This is a genomic window from Rhizobium rhizoryzae (assembly GCF_011046895.1).
Taxonomy (GTDB): domain Bacteria; phylum Pseudomonadota; class Alphaproteobacteria; order Rhizobiales; family Rhizobiaceae; genus Neorhizobium; species Neorhizobium rhizoryzae.
Genome location: NZ_CP049249.1, coordinates 664,080 through 680,567 on the forward strand (window position 1 = coordinate 664,080; position 16,488 = coordinate 680,567).

Consider the following 16,488-nt stretch of genomic DNA (forward strand, 5'->3'; position numbering starts at 1 on the left):
TCCTGTCATGACGGACTTAACTGTGATCCCAGTGGGGTTTACGCTTTTCGAAGAAGGCGGCAATGCCTTCTTTAGCCTCATCCTGCTCCCAGGCATCGGCCAGTGCGCTGATGCTTTCCTCGATCCGGTCAGCGTCGAGTGATCGGGAAAGCGAACGTGCCAGCGCCTTTGCAGACGCAACAGCACCCGGTGCCGTGGAAAGATAAAGTTCCGCTTCCGCGATCGCCTCGCTCATCAAGGCGTCCGCACTGACCACCCGCGACACAATTCCAAGTTCCACGGCTTCCAAGGCCGAGAACCGTTTTGCCGACATGAACACGCGTCGTGCCCGTCCCTCGCCCATGCGCGCCAGCACATAGGGGCCAATAGTTGCCGGAATGATGCCAAGCCGTGTTTCTGTCAGACCGAACAAGGTCTCCGGCGTCGCGAGCGCCACATCGCATATGCAGGCCATGCCCACACCGCCGCCAAAGGCGCTGCCATGGATGGCGCCGATCAACGGCTGAGGCAGGCCGTTCAATGCGCCTAGCATGGTTGCGAGTTTGCGCGCCTCCGCCATGCGCGTTTTCCGATCAGACTGCATTTGCTGGCGCATCCAGTCCAGATCGCCACCGGCACAAAATGTGGCTCCATCACCGGAGAGAATGACGGCCCGCCAGTCCCGCCGCTCCTGTGCGCTTGCCGCAAATTCCGTCAACTCCGCGATCATCTGTGCTGATAGCGCATTGCGCTTGTCAGGCCGGATCAGGCGAAGCTGCACAATACCGCGCGCATCGACCTCCACCTTGATCGTCTCGCTCATGTCCCGCTCCTCAGCGTTTTGGCGAAAGCAGCAGCATCATCAAGCGCATCGAGATCAAGACCGGTCTCGAAACCTGATGCAGCCAGATGCCGCGCCACGGCTTCCGTTGCCACATTGCCCGCCGCCCCCGGCGCATAGGGGCAGCCGCCCAAGCCACCGACAGAGGCATCGAATACCCGCAACCCCTTTTCCAGTGCCACGTCTATATTGCGGAGCGCCCGACCGCCGGTATCATGAAAATGCCCTGCCAGTTTTCGAGCCGGAACGACATCCAGCACAGCTTCCAGCATGGCTGCCACGGCTTGCGGCGTGCCGCGCCCCAGCGTCTCTCCAAGCGAGATTTCTTGGCAACCGAGTGCTGCCAACTTGCCAGCAACACGGGCAACCGGTTCGGGTTCAACACGGCCTTCGAAGGGGCAATCTGTAACGACTGACACATAACCGCGAAGGCGTAGACGAGCTGCCAGCGCTGACTCGGCTACCGGCTTCAAGCGTTCCAGGCTTTCGGCAATCGAGGTATTGAGATTGGCACGGCTGAAGCCTTCCGAGGCCGAAACAAAGATTGCCACCTCATCAGCACCGGCCAGCTTTGCAGCCTCGTATCCCCTCAGGTTCGGTGCAAGCACCGCATAGGACCGACCTTGGCGACGTGGAACACTCGCCATCACCTCTGCCGCATCTGCCATCTGCGGCACCCATCTGGGGCTGACGAAACTGGTGGCCTCGATCCGGCGAAACCCGCAGCGACTGAGCTTTTCGATCAGAGCCAGCTTATCGGCGGTTGGGATGACCCGCTTCTCGTTCTGCAGCCCGTCGCGCGGACCGACCTCATAAAGCTCCACCAATTCAGCCATGCGGCACAGCCTCCGGCTCCAGCTGAACCAGCGGATCGCCCGCAGAAATCTGTGTGCCTTCTGATACGAACACCTCCGCGACACGGCCGGCACGCGCGGCTTTCAGCGTGTGCTCCATCTTCATGGCTTCCAGTACGCACAGCGGCTGACCGGCCTCCACCGTCTCCCCCGCTTGCACAAGCATTGCGCGCACCAGCCCAGGCATGGGGGCAAGCGTAACATCGCCGCCGGGACCAGCCGACTGATCGCGATCCAGCGGATCGTGCAGGCGGAAGCTCAAAAGGTGCCCAGACGAGAAGACGTGGTAACCTTCGGCTTCAACAACCTGCGCATCGGGTTGCCCTTCGAGAGACCAGCCGGAACCGCGGCGAACGGCGGTAAAGACATCGCCTTCAATTGATGCCTGTGCTTGATCGGGGTGAGTGAGTTGAAGCCTCACCTCCAGCATTTCTCCCGCCTCTTCCAGAGCAACACATTGCTCCAATGGAGCCCAGAGAGAAAATCCGGCAAGCGGATCGTTGGGAATTGCCGCAGCATGGAGAGCCGCCAAGCCTGCCATAGCCATCTCCCGCCTACGGCTCTCCGGCTTTGCCGTCAGCGCAGCAAGGTCTCTGGCAATCAAACCCGTATCGACTTCGCCTTTGGCAAATCCTTCATGACGGGAAAGCGCGGCGAGGAAGGTCAGGTTCGTCACCGTCCCAGCCACCTGCGCTTCATCCAAGGCGCGGGAAAGCTTTGAAAGCGCGATGTCCCGCGTCGGCCCATGGGTGATGATCTTGGCGATCATCGGATCGTACCAGGGCGAGATCTCATCGCCGGTACGAACGCCGGTGTCGGCACGGCAGTTGGTGGGGAAAGCCAGATGCGCCAACCTGCCCGTTGAGGGCAAGAAACCGGCATCCACGTCTTCCGCATAAAGCCGGGCCTCGAAAGCATGGCCGTTCAGTCGGATGTCATCCTGGCCAAGCGGCAGGCGCTCGCCGCTCGCCACACGCAATTGCCATTCCACGAGATCGAGCCCGGTGACCGCCTCTGTGACAGGATGCTCTACCTGAAGCCGAGTGTTCATTTCCATGAACCAGAAGCGATCCGGGCGAAGCCCTTCTGACCCATCGACAATGAATTCGATGGTGCCCGCGCCGGAATAGCCGATGGCTTTCGCCGCCTTGACCGCCGCCGACCCCATGGCTCCACGCATCTGGAGCGTCATGCCGGGGGCTGGCGCTTCCTCGATCACCTTTTGATGCCGCCGCTGGAGCGAACAATCTCGCTCGAAAAGGTGCACGGCATCTATGCCATCACCAAAAACCTGCACCTCGATATGACGGGGTGCAGCGACATATTTTTCGATGAGAACGGCGTCATTGCCGAAAGCATTTGCAGCTTCCGCCTTGGCGGAGCGAAGCGCATCGGCAAATTCGCCAGCGCTTTCCACCCGCCGCATTCCCTTGCCACCACCACCGGCGACGGCCTTGATAAGTACCGGATAGCCGATGCGTTCGGCCTGCTGAGCCAAGAATGCACCGTCCTGATTATCCCCGTGATAACCGGGAACGACCGGAACGCCCGCTTTCTCCATCAGCGCCTTGGCCGCATCCTTCAGGCCCATGGCACGAATGGCGTCGGCGGAAGGACCGATGAAGACGAGACCGGCAGCCTTTACCGCATCGACGAGATCCGGGTTTTCCGACAGAAAACCGTAGCCCGGATGGATGGCCTCCACACCCGTTTGAAGCGCAGCAGCGATGATGGCATCACCCCTTAGATAGCTATCCTTGGGAGCTGCGCCGCCGATGCAGACTGCCACATCCGCCAGCTTTACGTGCAACGCATTTCGGTCGGCTTCCGAATAGACGGCAACCGTCGAGACACCCAGCTGGCGTGCTGTCTTGATGATGCGGCAGGCAATCTCACCGCGATTGGCAATCAGGATCTTGCGAAACATTGTTCTCTCCCCTTTTGCCATCACATTCGGAACAGGCCGAACCGGGTTTCCCCGATTGGCGCGTTCAGGCTGGCGGAAAGTGAAAGGGCAAGAACCTCACGCGTCTTGCGCGGATCCACGATGCCATCGTCCCAGAGACGCGCCGAGGCATAAAGCGGGTGGCTTTGCCGCTCGAACATATCCAGTGTCGGGCGCTTGAACTCGGCTTCTTCCTCTGCGCTCCAGCTACCACCCTTGCGCTCTATGCCTTCGCGGCGAACGGTGGCCAGAACACCCGCGGCCTGCTCCCCGCCCATGACCGAAATCCGCGAATTCGGCCATGTCCATAAAAAGCGGGGCGAGAAGGCACGACCCGCCATGCCATAATTTCCCGCCCCGAAAGAGCCGCCCACAAGCATGGTGATTTTCGGTACGGCAGTCGTCGCCACCGCCGTCACCATCTTGGCACCGTGGCGGGCAATACCTTCGTTTTCGTATTTCCTGCCCACCATGAAGCCGGTTATGTTTTGCAGGAACACCAGTGGAATGCCGCGCTGCGAACATAGCTCCACAAAATGTGCGCCCTTCTGCGCACTTTCGGAAAAAAGCACGCCATTGTTGGCGACAATCCCGACGGGGCACCCCATGATATGGGCGAAACCGCAGACCAGCGTTTCGCCGAAGCGCGCCTTGAATTCATCAAAGCGGCTGCCGTCCACTACGCGCGCGATCACCTCACGAATGTCATAGGGCGTGCGCAGGTCGGCAGGTACTACATCCAGCAGTTCTTCCGGATCATAGGCTGGAAGTTCCGGCGCCTGCCATTGAACGGAATGCTGCTTCTGCCGGTTGAGATTGGCAACAGCGCGGCGGGCAAGCGCCAGCGCATGGGCATCGTCTTCCGCCAGATAGTCCGCCACGCCGGAAAGGCGCGTATGAACATCGCCACCACCCAGATCTTCCGCACTGACGACCTCGCCGGTCGCAGCCTTCACCAGCGGTGGACCGGCCAGAAAGATCGTACCCTGATCCCGCACGATGATGGAAACATCCGACATGGCAGGCACGTAAGCACCGCCCGCCGTACAGGACCCCATGACAACCGCGATCTGCGCCATGCCCATGGCGCTCATCTGCGCCTGATTGAAGAAGATGCGGCCAAAATGATCGCGATCCGGGAAGACCTCATCCTGGTTCGGCAGGTTCGCGCCGCCGCTATCCACGAGGTAGATGCAGGGCAGATTGCAAGCCTCGGCAATCTCTTGCGCCCGCAAATGCTTCTTCACCGTCATTGGGTAATAGGTGCCACCCTTCACCGTCGCATCATTGGCGACGACCATGACGTCCTGCCCCTCGACACGGCCGACACCTGCAATCAGGCCAGCCGCAGGTGCAGCACCCTCATACATGTCATGCGCAGCCGTTGCGCCAACCTCCAGAAAGGGCGATCCGATATCCAGAAGGTTGGCCACGCGCTCCCGCGGCAGCATCTTACCGCGACTTGCATGCCGCTTGCGCGCCTCCTCGCCACCCCCTTGCGCAGCAAGTTCCGCAGCCGCGCGAATGGTTTCCAGCATGGCCAGATGCGCAGCACGGTTCTTTTTCGCGCTCTCCGATCCAGCAATATGTTGGGATTTCAATCTCATCGGCTCCTCCAGCCGTTACACCACAGGCAAGCAGGTTCAGGCCATGGCGGCCATCAACTCCCGGCCAATCAGCATGCGGCGAATTTCGGATGTGCCAGCCCCAATTTCCATTAGCTTCGCATCGCGGAACAGACGGCTCACCACGCTATCACTCAAGAAGCCCGCCCCGCCCAGCGCCTGCACGGCCTGATGGGCCTGCACCATGGCCTGCTCACTGGCATAGAGCACGGCGCCTGCCGCATCCTGCCGCGTGACCGTGCCGCGATCGCAAGCCTTGGCGACCTCATAGACATAGGCGCGCGCAGTATTGAGGCTCACATACATATCGGCGATCTTGCCCTGCATGAGCTGGAAATTGCCGATCGGCTGGCCGAACTGCTCTCGGGTTGAGACATAGGGCATGACCTCATCCAGACAGGCCGCCATGATGCCAAGCCCGATGCCGGACAGCACCACACGCTCGTAATCCAACCCAGACATCAGGACACGAACACCGCGGCCTTCTTCGCCAAGTACATTTTCGAAAGGCACTTCCACGCTGTCGAAATTCAGTTCCGCCGTATTTGAGCCGCGCATGCCCAGCTTGTCAAAATGCGGGCTGGTGGAAAAACCCCTCATGCCCTTTTCGATGATGAAGGCGGTGATGCCCTTCGATCCTGCCTCCGGGTCAGTCTTGGCATAAACCACCAGCACATCGGCGTCAGGGCCGTTGGTGATCCAGTATTTGTTGCCCTTCAGAACGTAATGACCGTCGCGCTTTTCGGCCCTGAGCTTCATGGAGACGACATCCGACCCCGCGCCCGGCTCCGACATAGCCAGCGCGCCGACGTGTTCACCGGAAACAAGCTTCGGCAGATACTTCTGTTTCTGAGCTTCAGAACCATTCAGCTTGATCTGGTTGACGCAAAGATTGGAATGGGCACCGTAGGAAAGGCTGATGGAGGCGGAGGCACGCGCAATCTCCTCCACCGCCACCGTGTGCGCCAGATACCCCATGCCCGCACCGCCATAGGCTTCATCCACGGTGATGCCGAGCAAGCCCAGTTCCCCCATCTCCTTCCAGAGTTGGTTCGGGAAACTATTGGAGCGATCCACCTCGGCAGCCAGCGGCTTCACCCGTTCCTGCGCCCAGTCCTGAACGGTTTCGCGCAATGCCGCGACATCCTCTCCCAGATCGAAGCTCATCGTAGCGTGAAACATGAAGTCTCCTCCCTTCCCGTTCACGATACCGCCAATCAGCGGTTCTTGAAATCAGCAGGCCTGCGCGCCACGAAAGCGGCCATGCCTTCGGAGCGATCTTCCAGGGCAAAGGTGGAATGGAACAGGCGGCGCTCGACCAACAGCCCTTCGGCAAGTGTTGTCTCAAAGGCGCGATTGACTGCTTCCTTTGCCATGGCCGCCACCGGTTGAGACATGCCAGCCACAACCGTTGCGACCTTGACCGCCTCTTCCACCAGATCCACCGCCGGGAATACGCGGCTGACGAGACCGCAACGTTCTGCTTCAGCAGCATCCATCATGCGACCTGTCAGAACCATATCCATGGCCTTGGACTTGCCAACGAAGCGCGTCAGCCGCTGCGAACCGCCCATGCCGGGAATAGTGCCGAGCTTGATTTCCGGCTGGCCGAACTTGGCCGTATCCGATGCCAGAATGAAATCGCACATCATGGCAAGTTCGCAGCCACCGCCCAGCGCAAAGCCCGACACGGCAGCAATGATTGGCTTGCGGCGGTTGGTAAACAGCGACCATTCCGAAAACTTGTCGGTGACGGCCACATCCTGAAACGTCAGCGGCTGCATTTCCTTGATATCAGCGCCCGCCGCGAAAGCCTTTTCAGAGCCGGTCAGAACAAGGCACCCGATGCTGTCATCGGCATCCGCCTCGGCCGTAACGGCGATCAATTCCTGCGCGACGGTGGAATTCAAGGCGTTCAGGGCTTCAGGGCGGTTAAGGCGGATCAGAAGCACGCTATCGCGGCGTTCCGTCAGAATGGTTTGGTAGGTCATGGTGTCTCTCCCTTCGGCCCGCTTACGCCTGCGCAATCACAGTGCGCGCCACGATCAGCCGCATGATTTCATTGGTACCTTCCAGAATCTGGTGAACGCGAAGATCGCGCACGATCTTCTCGATCCCGTAGTCTGCCAGGTAGCCATAACCACCGTGCAGTTGCAGCGCACGGTTGGCAACATCAAACCCGGCATCCGTCACATGCTTCTTGGCCATGGCGCAAAGCTGCGTTGCTTCCGGTAGCTTCGCATCGAGTGCTGATGCTGCACGCCACAGAAAGGTGCGAGAAACTTCCAGATCAATCGCCATTTCCGCCAGCGCAAACTGCAAGGCCTGGAACTCGTTCAGCTTCTGGCCGAAGGCCTTGCGCTCATTGGTATAGGTAACAGCCTTATCGAGTGCCGATTGCGCGCCGCCAAGCGAACAGGCGGCGATGGAGGTGCGCCCGCCATCCAGCGCTTCCATGGCCAGTTTGAAGCCGGCTCCTTGCGGCCCCAGCATGGCATCGGCCTTAACGCGCACCTTATCGAGCATGACTGTGCGGGTTGGCTGGGCATTCCAGCCCATTTTCTTCTCGTTGGCTCCAAAGGAGAGACCGGCTGCATCCTTCTCCACCAGAAAGGCAGAAACCCCCTTGGCGCCGGGACCACCGGTGCGCGCCATGACGACATAGAGATCGGTCGCGCCAGCGCCAGAAATGAACATCTTCTGGCCGGTCAGCAGATAGTCATCACCGTCGCGCTCCGCCCGTGTTGTCAACGCAGCCGCATCCGAGCCGCAGGAGGGTTCCGTCAGGCAATAGGAGGCCAACAATTCGCCGGTGCAAAGACGCGGCAGATAGGCGGATTTCTGTACCTCGCTGCCATGCTTGTCGATCATGCTCGCGACCATGTTGTGGATCGAAAGATAGGCGGAGAAAGCCGGGCACCCCTTCGCAAGCGCTTCATAAACGAGCACCGCTTCCACCCGGCCGAGGCCGGAGCCACCATGTGCATCGGAAACCATGATACCGCCGAGCCCGAGCGCCATGGCACTCTTGAGCACATCCACCGGAAAATGCTTGGCCTGATCCCACTCGATCGCTTGCGGTGCGACTTCATCCTGGGCAAAGGCTTCCGCCATTTCGCGAATGGCCGCCTGCTCTTCCGTCAGCGAAAAATCCATGGGTATCCCTCCTCATTCCACATCTAAGCGTGCAGTCCCCTGCCCAATCCGGCCAGTGCGGCCTCCTGCACCGTTTCTCCAAGCGTCGGGTGCGCGTGGATCGTCGCGGCAATATCAGTCAGCGTGGCGCACATCTCCAGCGCAAGCGCGAACTCTCCGGCAAATTCGGAAACTCCAGCACCCACCGCCTGAATGCCAAGAACCAGACCGTCAGATTTTTCATGCACAATGCGCACGAAACCATCCGTGCGCTCCAGCGTCATGGCGCGACCATTGGCCCGCAGCGGATAGGTTGCCACCGCCGCCTCCGCATTGACCGTTCGCGCCTCCTCCGGCAGTTGGCCAACCACAACGATTTCGGGATCGGTGAAGCAGACGGCGGGAATGGCGCGTTTGTCCCAGTCAACTGCTTCCCCCGCAATCACCGCAGCTGCAATCTCCCCTTGCGCCATGGCGCGATGGGCCAGCATGGGTTCGCCGGTCACATCACCTATGGCATAAACGCCGCGCATCGATGTCTGGCACTTGCCGTTGATCTTTATGTAGCGGCCTTGCATATCGAGGCCCAGATCGGCAGCACCGCATTCGGCAACAACAGGGCGCCGGCCGACCGTGACAAGAACCTTCTTGGCGGCGATCTTCAGTTCGCCATCCGCCGTCTTTGCCCGCAGCACCCCGCCTTCATAGCCTTCGGCTTGCGCATTGAGATGCACCTCGACGCCCAAAGCCTTCAGCCGCGTCAGAACAGGCTTTGAAAGTTCGGCGTCATATTGCGGCAGGATCTGAGCCCTGGCTTCCACGATCGTCACCTTCGCCCCGAGTTTTGCGTAAGCCGTGCCGATTTCGAGCCCGATATATCCGCCGCCGACAATCGCCAGCGTTTCCGGTACCTGTTGAAGGGAAAGTGCCTCAGTGGAGGAAAGGATATCGCCACCGAACGGCAGCGATGGCACCTCAATCGGAGCCGAGCCGGTCGCAATCACCAGATGCTCACACGAAATACGGGAGAGACCTTCAGCCGTTTTCAACTCGATGGTCTTGCCATCCAGAATGCGTGCTTCACCGTCAATCTTGCGAACCCCGGCCTTGCGGAGCAGGCCACCGACGCCGCCGGTCAGTTGGCGAACGATTCCATCCTTCCATCCCATGGTTTTCGAAAGAGCGATCTTCGGCGAGGCGGTTGCAATCCCCAGCGGAGAATGGCCGGTTGCCGCCTCCGCGACGGCATGAAATTGCTCTGCGGCATGGATCAAAGCTTTGGAAGGGATACAGCCTACGTTAAGGCACGTTCCGCCGGGAGCAGCCTTTTCCACGATGATCGTATCAAGCCCTGCCTGACCGGCGCGAATGGCGCAGACATAGCCACCCGGACCGGCACCCAGCACCAGCACTTTGCATGAAAGATCGGTCATTCCATCAATCCTTCATGAAAATCAGGGCAGGAGTTTCGAGCAATGTCTTCATCCTCTGAACGAAGACTGCCGCGTCCCATCCGTCAATTATGCGATGGTCGAAGCTGGCTGAAATATTCATCATGGTGCGCGGCACGAAGGCGCTGCCGTTCCAGCTTGGGCGTACTGCCATGCGGTTGACGCCGAGAATGGCAACCTCCGGCTTGTTAATGATCGGTGTCGTGGCAATCGCCCCCAACGGCCCAAGGGATGTGATGGTGATCGTGGAACCGGAAAGCTCTTCCCGCTTCGCCTTGCCCTCCCGGCAGGCGTCCGAAAGCCGGGCTATTTCGCCTGCAAGCTGATAGGGCGAAAGCGCCTGTGCGTTGCGCACCACGGGCACCATGAGCCCTGCTTCCGTCATCGTCGCAATGCCGATATGCACCGCAGTGGAATAATGGACTTCCTCGGCCTCATCGTCGTAACGAGCGAATATTTTCGGGCAGCTTTCCTTGGCTTTGACCAGCGCAGCCGCGATGAGTGGCAAGATAGTGAGCTTCGGCTTGTCGCCGCGCGTCTCATTGAGCTTGATGCGGACTGCCTCGATCTCGGTCACATCTACTTCTTCCACAACAGTGATGTGCGGGATGGTGGCATTTGCCTCGCTCATGCGCTTGGCAATCATGCGGCGCAGGCCGACCACTTTCACAGTTTCCACTGTTTCCGGCCGAGGCGGATTGCGCGGCTGTGCCTGACCAGCGTTCTGGAACAGATGATCCAGATCGGTATGGGTAATGCGGCCTGCCGGCCCGCTGCCTGCAACTTGGCGAAGGTCGATGCCTGCCTCCTTTGCCCTTGCCCGTACGGCAGGGGAAGCAAGTACTGCGACACCTTCTGCACGCGGCGGCGTGGCTGTTGAGGTGAGTGCGCTTGGCCGGGTCTCAACCACCTTCAGCGAAGGTGACGCTTTCAGCGGGCAGCTTTCCGTCTGCGCCGCGGTACTGGATGTCGAAGCTGGAGCAGGCTGAGCCTCAGCAGGAGCGAGCGAGGGAGCGCCATCATCGTCCCCGCCTGCACTTTCATCTTCGATACGGATGAGATCCGAGCCGATGGCCAGCGTCTTGCCGACTTCGCCGCCGATCCAGATGACCTTGCCGCTATAGGCTGAGGTGATTTCGACCGTCGCCTTGTCTGTCATGACGGCTGCGATCGGATCATCCTCTCTCACAAGATCGCCGGGCTTGACGAGAATTTCAGTAACTTCAGCTTCCGTGACACCTTCGCCCACATCCGGCAGGCGGATTGTTCTGATACCCATGATCAAGCCTCCATCACTGCTTGAAGAGCGCGACAGACGCGCTCCTGTCCGGGGAAATAATCCCACTCCAGTGCATGCGGATAAGGGGCATCCCAGCCGGTTACGCGCTGAACCGGCGCTTCAAGATGGTAGAAGCAAGCCTCCTGCACGATGGCGATGATTTCTCCTGCCAGACCGGAGGTCTTTGTGGCTTCATGAAGGACGACACAGCGCCCGGTCTTGCGAACGGATTCCTCGATGGCTTCTAGATCGAGCGGCAGAAGCGAGCGCAGATCGATGATCTCCGCATCGACGCCAAGCGTATTCACCGCAGCTTCCGCAACGAAAACCATCGTCCCGTAGGTGAGGATCGTCACTGCCGAACCTTCCCGGTGAACGCGCGCCTTGCCGATGGGAATCGAATAGTGCCCTTCCGGCACCTCGCCGAGCACATGGTTTTTCCAGCTTTGCGCCGGGGCCTTGTGATCACCGTTGAAGGGGCCGTTATAAAGCCGCTTTGGTTCCAGAAAGATCACCGGATCGGGATCTTCCAAGGCGGAAATCAGCAAACCCTTTGCATCATGCGGCGTGCAGGGCTGCACCACCTTCAGGCCCGCGACATGTGTGAACAAGGCTTCCGGGCTCTGGCTATGGGTCTGGCCCCCAAAGATGCCGCCACCTGTCGGCATGCGGATGACGATGGGACAAGAAAACTGCTCGTTGGAGCGATGGCGAATACGCGCCGCTTCCTGTGTGATCTGGTCATAGGCCGGATAGACATAGTCAGCGAACTGGATTTCCACGCAGGGTTTCATGCCTTGCGCCGCCATGCCGATGCCCAGACCGACAATAGCGCTTTCGTTGATTGGCGTGTCGAACACGCGCTCCTCACCATACTTCTTCTGCAAACCGGAGGTGCAGCGGAAAACGCCGCCGAAATAGCCTACGTCCTCGCCAAAAATGACGATCTGCGGGTCGCGGGCCAACATTACATCCATAGCGTCGCGAAGGGCTTCAATCATCGTCAGTTGCGCCATGGTCAGACCCCTAATTCCTGCCGCTGACGGCGAATGTGTTCCGGCATATCGGCGTAGACACCCTTGAAGATCGTGGCTCCGGGAATGGGCTTCGGATCGATCATCGTGCCGGCCGCCTCAACGCGCTTCTGCACCTCGACAACCGTCGAGAGCACTTCCGCTTCCGCCTGGACGTGGCGCTGCTCGCTCCATTCACCAATGTGGATGAGGTGCTTCTTCAATCGGTCTATGGGGTCGCCGAAGGGCCAGGCCTTGCCCTCGTCTCTCGGTCTGTACGCACTCGGGTCATCGGATGATGAATGCGCCCCGACGCGGTAGGTGTACCATTCGATCAGGATCGGACCGTGGCCAGAACGCACACGCTGCGATGCCCATTCCGAAACTGCAAGCACTGCAAGATAATCATTGCCATCTACGCGGATGGCCGGAATTCCATAACCCAGAGCGCGCGCGGCGTAGGTTCTGCCCTTGCCCTTGGCAACGCCTGTATAGGTCGAGATAGCCCACTGGTTGTTCACGACGTTGAGGATAACCGGCGGGCTGTAGGACGAGGCGGACAAAAGCGCCGTATGGAAATCGTTGGATGCGGTAGAACCATCACCGATCCAGCCGATCGAGATGTTGTCCTTCTGGGTGAGCGCATTGGCCATGGCCCAGCCAACCGCGTGCACATATTGCGTTCCGAGATTGCCGGAAACTGTGAAATATCCATAGTCACGCGCGGAATGCAGCGTTGGCAACTGGCGGCCCTGCAGCGGATCGAATGCGTTGGAATAGAACTGCCCCAGCAACATTTCCAGCGGATAGCCGCCAGCAATCAGCAGTCCCTGTTGGCGATAGGTGGGAAAGTTCATGTCGCCCGGCTTCAGACAGCGCTGGAAGCCACAGGCGATCGCCTCTTCGCCAACGCCCTGAATATAGAACGACATCTTGCCCTGCCGTTGCGCATTCATCATACGCATGTCGATGGTGCGCGACATCATCATGTCGCGCAGCCCAGCGCGAAGCGTATCGACATCGAAGCGGTTCAAGAACTCAGCCCAAGGCCCAACTGCTTCGCCATTCTCATCCATGACGCGAATGAGCGAGTTGGCGTGCTCAACGCAATCCGCAGCCGTCACATCAAGTGGCAGAACAGGCAGCAGGCCGGCCTTCGGAATCTCCACTGAGGAGAAATCAGGCGTCTGGCCCGGTCGGGCGGGCGGGTGCGCAAATGAGAGTTTGCAATGCGAAGTCACGTTCTTCTCCTCCAAAGAAGTGCATTCGTTCAATCTGAAATCCATGTGCGGCAGGGCTCGGAAAACCTCCTCGTCCTCGCTCTACCGGTGGATCTGGTGGCTGTAATACCGCTCCTCTTGCGGCAGGAACGCCCCTGATCTGACGGTAATGGTAGTCTCGACCTGCCCGAAATGTCCTGATTATGTTGAGCGTGACAGCGCATGAGCCGGAAAGGACGAGTGCTAATTTGCGCAATTAAAGTTCGCGGGCTGCCGAGCTCTCGAATCGCCGATCGCCCGTGATGTCCAGCCGAAGAAACGCAAAAGCCGCGCACCTTGCGATGCGCGGCCTGTCAGGCAGTCGAAATGCTTGGGAGGATGCTTAACGACGCTGATTGTAAACGTCGACGCAGACTGCACCGAGCAGAACGAGACCCTTGATCACCTGCTGATAGTCGATGCCGATACCCAGGATGGACATGCCGTTGTTCATGACGCCCATGAGGAAGGCGCCGATAACAGCACCGGTAACCTTGCCAACGCCACCATAGGCAGATGCACCGCCGATGAAGCAGGCAGCGATAACGTCGAGTTCGAAACCTGCGCCAGCCTTCGGTGTCGCGCTGTTCAGGCGTGCTGCAACCACGAGACCACCAAGAGCTGCCAGTACGCCCATGTTGACGAAGGTGCCAAAAACCAGACGCTGCGTCTTGATACCGGAGAGCTCGGCTGCACGGGCATTACCGCCGACTGCGTAGATCTGGCGACCGATGATCGTGCGGTTGGTGAAGAAACCATAAGCCGCAATCAGGATCGCCATGATGATCAGAACGTTTGGCATACCGCGATGGGACGCGATCAAGTAGGCAACATAGCTGATGCTGGCGAGGACAAGGATGTTCTTTGCGACAAAGAAACCAAACGGCTCGGTTTCGACGCCATGCGACATGCGACGCCCGCGGTTCTTGATGTTCTGCCAGACCAGGAAGGCAGCGACTGCAACGCCGAGAACCAGCGATGTCAGGTACAAGCCGCCCTCAGACGAGATGAATTCCGGAATGAAGCCGGATGACAGCCGCTGGAACGTGACATCGAATGGTCCGATCGAGCGACCGCTGAGGACGGCGATCATAAGACCGCGGAAAACAAGCATGCCGGCAAGCGTCACGATGAACGATGGAATCTTCAGATAGGCGACGAAATAGCCCTGTACAGCTCCGATCAATCCGCCGAGGACCAGGCAGATAATGCAGGCCGTGACGAAATCGAAGTTGTATTGCACCATCATCATGGCGGCGACTGCGCCGATGAAACCTGCCACGGACCCGACCGAGAGGTCGATATGGCCGGTCACGATGATCATCAGCATGCCGAGCGCCATGATGACGATATAGCTGTTCTGCAGGATGATGTTCGTGAGGTTCAGCGGCTTCAGAAGAATGCCGCCTGTCGCAAACTGGAAGAAGATGACGATGACGAGAAGCGACATCAGCATCCCGTATTCGCGCAGGTTGTCCTTGATGAAACCGGCGACGCTCTGCGGTGCCGGTGCAGTTGTTTCAGGCGTGCTCATTCGTCTCTCCCCTTGCGGCGCATGATAGCGCGCATGATGTTCTCCTGGGTGGCTTCAGCGCCGGCAACTTCGCCGACGAATTCGCCCTCATGCATGACCAGGATGCGATCGCAAATCCCGATCAGCTCCGGCATTTCCGAGGAGATCACCACGACTGCCTTTCCGGCATCCGCGAGTTCGTTGATAATGGAATAGATTTCGTATTTTGCACCGACGTCGATCCCGCGGGTCGGCTCGTCGAGGATCAGCAGGTCAGGGTTTGTGAACAGCCATTTCGACAGCACGACCTTTTGCTGGTTGCCGCCGGAAAGCTTGCCCGTTTCCTGATAGACATTGTGGCTGCGGATGCGCATGCGCGCGCGAAACTCCTGCGCCACCTTCATTTCTGAGATGTCGTCAATCACACTGCTGCGTGAGACGCCAGGCAGGTTTGCCAGCGAGATGTTCTTGCGAATGTCTTCCGCCAGGATCAACCCGAGATGCTTGCGGTCTTCCGTGACATAGGCTAGACCCGCATCGATCGCCTTGGTAACCGTCGAGACATCGACAGGCTTGCCGTGCATCTTCACAGTGCCGGTGATATTGCGGCCCCAGGAACGGCCGAAGACGCTCATAGCAAACTCGGTGCGGCCCGCACCCATCAAGCCGGAAATACCAACGACTTCGCCCGCGCGAACCTTCAGCGACAGGTTCTTCACGACCTGGCGATGCGTGTGCTGCGGATGATAAACGGACCAGTCATCCACCTCGAAGATCATCTCGCCGATCTTCGGCGTACGCTTCGGGTAGCGGCTTTCCATATCGCGGTCGACCATCTTGCGGATGATCTCGTCTTCCGGCACGACGCCAGCGTGGCAATCCATGGTATCGACAGAGCGGCCATCGCGCAGAACCGTGATGCGGTCGGCGACTTCGGAAATCTCGTTCAGCTTGTGGCTGATCATGATTGAGGTGATGCCCTGGTTCCTGAACTCTTTCAGAAGCTCCAGCAGTGCAGCACTGTCTGTTTCGTTGAGAGATGCAGTCGGCTCGTCAAGAATGAGAAGACGAACGTCCTTTGAAAGAGCCTTGGCGATTTCGACCAACTGCTGCTTGCCGACGCCGAGATTGGTGATCAGCGTATCCGGCTGCTCGTTCAGGCCGACCTTGGCCAGCAAAGCCTTGGTGCGCTCATGAACGGCCGAACGATCAATCACGCCAAAACGCGACGGAGCGTTGGCCAGAAAGATGTTCTCGGCAATGGACAGGAGCGGTATCAGCGCGAGCTCCTGGTGAATAATAATGATGCCCAGCGCTTCAGTATCATTGATATCGCGAAACTGGCGCTCTTCACCTGAAAACAGGATGGAGCCTTCGTAGCTGCCATGCGGATAGACGCCGGACAGAACCTTCATGAGTGTAGATTTACCAGCGCCGTTTTCACCGACGAGCGCGTGAATTTCGCCCTCGCGAACGGTGAACGAGACGTCGGTCAAAGCCTTAACAACACCGAACGACTTAGAAATGCCACGCATTTCGAGAATCGGGGGGCGTTCAGCCGCATTGACGTGTGCGAGCATGCCATCATCTCCGA

General features: G+C 59.2%; 13 protein-coding genes. All 13 read right to left on the reverse strand.

Annotation, left to right across the window (positions count from 1 at the left end; genetic code table 11):
* Positions 1–16: 16 nt before the first annotated feature.
* On the reverse strand, positions 17–802 hold the full coding sequence (locus tag G6N80_RS03860; RefSeq protein WP_165131412.1) for a crotonase/enoyl-CoA hydratase family protein: 786 nt from the start codon (positions 800–802) through the stop codon (positions 17–19).
* Positions 799–1,656, reverse strand: coding sequence for a hydroxymethylglutaryl-CoA lyase (locus G6N80_RS03865; protein ID WP_165131415.1), 858 nt, complete (start codon positions 1,654–1,656; stop codon positions 799–801). The genes G6N80_RS03860 and G6N80_RS03865 overlap by 4 nt, the downstream gene beginning before the upstream one ends.
* The gene (locus G6N80_RS03870; protein ID WP_165131418.1) at positions 1,649–3,601 is read right to left on the reverse strand and encodes an acetyl/propionyl/methylcrotonyl-CoA carboxylase subunit alpha; all 1,953 of its coding nucleotides are present in this window, start codon (positions 3,599–3,601) and stop codon (positions 1,649–1,651) included. Before G6N80_RS03870 ends, G6N80_RS03865 begins: the two co-directional genes overlap by 8 nt.
* Positions 3,602–3,621: 20 nt before the next feature.
* Positions 3,622–5,226, reverse strand: a complete 1,605-nt coding sequence (locus G6N80_RS03875) for a carboxyl transferase domain-containing protein (protein ID WP_165131421.1) — start codon at positions 5,224–5,226, stop codon at positions 3,622–3,624.
* 36 nt (positions 5,227–5,262) lie between these two features.
* Complete coding sequence (locus G6N80_RS03880) at positions 5,263–6,426, reverse strand: isovaleryl-CoA dehydrogenase (RefSeq protein WP_165131424.1); 1,164 nt, start codon at positions 6,424–6,426, stop codon at positions 5,263–5,265.
* Between the two features lie 35 nt (positions 6,427–6,461).
* Positions 6,462–7,235, reverse strand: coding sequence for an enoyl-CoA hydratase (locus tag G6N80_RS03885; RefSeq protein ID WP_165131427.1), 774 nt, complete (start codon positions 7,233–7,235; stop codon positions 6,462–6,464).
* Between the two features lie 22 nt (positions 7,236–7,257).
* Positions 7,258–8,400 carry an acyl-CoA dehydrogenase family protein gene (locus tag G6N80_RS03890; RefSeq protein WP_165131430.1) on the reverse strand — a complete coding sequence of 381 codons (1,143 nt, stop codon included), beginning with the start codon at positions 8,398–8,400 and terminating at the stop codon, positions 7,258–7,260.
* Positions 8,401–8,423: 23 nt separating this feature from the next.
* Positions 8,424–9,812 (reverse strand): dihydrolipoyl dehydrogenase, encoded by a 1,389-nt coding sequence (gene lpdA, locus G6N80_RS03895; protein ID WP_165131432.1) that lies wholly within the window; start codon positions 9,810–9,812, stop codon positions 8,424–8,426.
* A gap of 4 nt (positions 9,813–9,816) precedes the next feature.
* Entirely contained in the window at positions 9,817–11,109 is a 1,293-nt protein-coding gene (locus G6N80_RS03900) for a dihydrolipoamide acetyltransferase family protein (RefSeq protein WP_165131434.1), read from the reverse strand.
* A gap of 2 nt (positions 11,110–11,111) precedes the next feature.
* Entirely contained in the window at positions 11,112–12,125 is a 1,014-nt protein-coding gene (locus G6N80_RS03905) for an alpha-ketoacid dehydrogenase subunit beta (RefSeq protein ID WP_165131436.1), read from the reverse strand.
* A gap of 2 nt (positions 12,126–12,127) precedes the next feature.
* Positions 12,128–13,408 carry a thiamine pyrophosphate-dependent enzyme gene (locus G6N80_RS03910; RefSeq protein ID WP_165131438.1) on the reverse strand — a complete coding sequence of 427 codons (1,281 nt, stop codon included), beginning with the start codon at positions 13,406–13,408 and terminating at the stop codon, positions 12,128–12,130.
* Positions 13,409–13,724: 316 nt separating this feature from the next.
* Positions 13,725–14,915, reverse strand: a complete 1,191-nt coding sequence (gene mmsB / locus G6N80_RS03915) for a multiple monosaccharide ABC transporter permease (protein WP_062556426.1) — start codon at positions 14,913–14,915, stop codon at positions 13,725–13,727.
* On the reverse strand, positions 14,912–16,474 hold the full coding sequence (gene mmsA, locus G6N80_RS03920; protein ID WP_062556425.1) for a multiple monosaccharide ABC transporter ATP-binding protein: 1,563 nt from the start codon (positions 16,472–16,474) through the stop codon (positions 14,912–14,914). Before mmsA ends, mmsB begins: the two co-directional genes overlap by 4 nt.
* Positions 16,475–16,488: the final 14 nt, after the last annotated feature.

Coding starts and splice junctions, on each gene's coding strand:
- G6N80_RS03870 (WP_165131418.1), bottom strand. CDS start 3,601: ATGTTTCGCAAGATCCTGATTGCCAATCGCGGTGAGATTGCCTGCCGC.
- G6N80_RS03875 (WP_165131421.1), bottom strand. CDS start 5,226: ATGAGATTGAAATCCCAACATATTGCTGGATCGGAGAGCGCGAAAAAG.
- G6N80_RS03860 (WP_165131412.1), bottom strand. CDS start 802: ATGAGCGAGACGATCAAGGTGGAGGTCGATGCGCGCGGTATTGTGCAG.
- G6N80_RS03865 (WP_165131415.1), bottom strand. CDS start 1,656: ATGGCTGAATTGGTGGAGCTTTATGAGGTCGGTCCGCGCGACGGGCTG.
- mmsA (WP_062556425.1), bottom strand. CDS start 16,474: ATGCTCGCACACGTCAATGCGGCTGAACGCCCCCCGATTCTCGAAATG.
- G6N80_RS03900 (WP_165131434.1), bottom strand. CDS start 11,109: ATGGGTATCAGAACAATCCGCCTGCCGGATGTGGGCGAAGGTGTCACG.
- G6N80_RS03905 (WP_165131436.1), bottom strand. CDS start 12,125: ATGGCGCAACTGACGATGATTGAAGCCCTTCGCGACGCTATGGATGTA.
- G6N80_RS03885 (WP_165131427.1), bottom strand. CDS start 7,235: ATGACCTACCAAACCATTCTGACGGAACGCCGCGATAGCGTGCTTCTG.
- lpdA (WP_165131432.1), bottom strand. CDS start 9,812: ATGACCGATCTTTCATGCAAAGTGCTGGTGCTGGGTGCCGGTCCGGGT.
- mmsB (WP_062556426.1), bottom strand. CDS start 14,915: ATGAGCACGCCTGAAACAACTGCACCGGCACCGCAGAGCGTCGCCGGT.
- G6N80_RS03910 (WP_165131438.1), bottom strand. CDS start 13,408: ATGGATTTCAGATTGAACGAATGCACTTCTTTGGAGGAGAAGAACGTG.
- G6N80_RS03890 (WP_165131430.1), bottom strand. CDS start 8,400: ATGGATTTTTCGCTGACGGAAGAGCAGGCGGCCATTCGCGAAATGGCG.
- G6N80_RS03880 (WP_165131424.1), bottom strand. CDS start 6,426: ATGTTTCACGCTACGATGAGCTTCGATCTGGGAGAGGATGTCGCGGCA.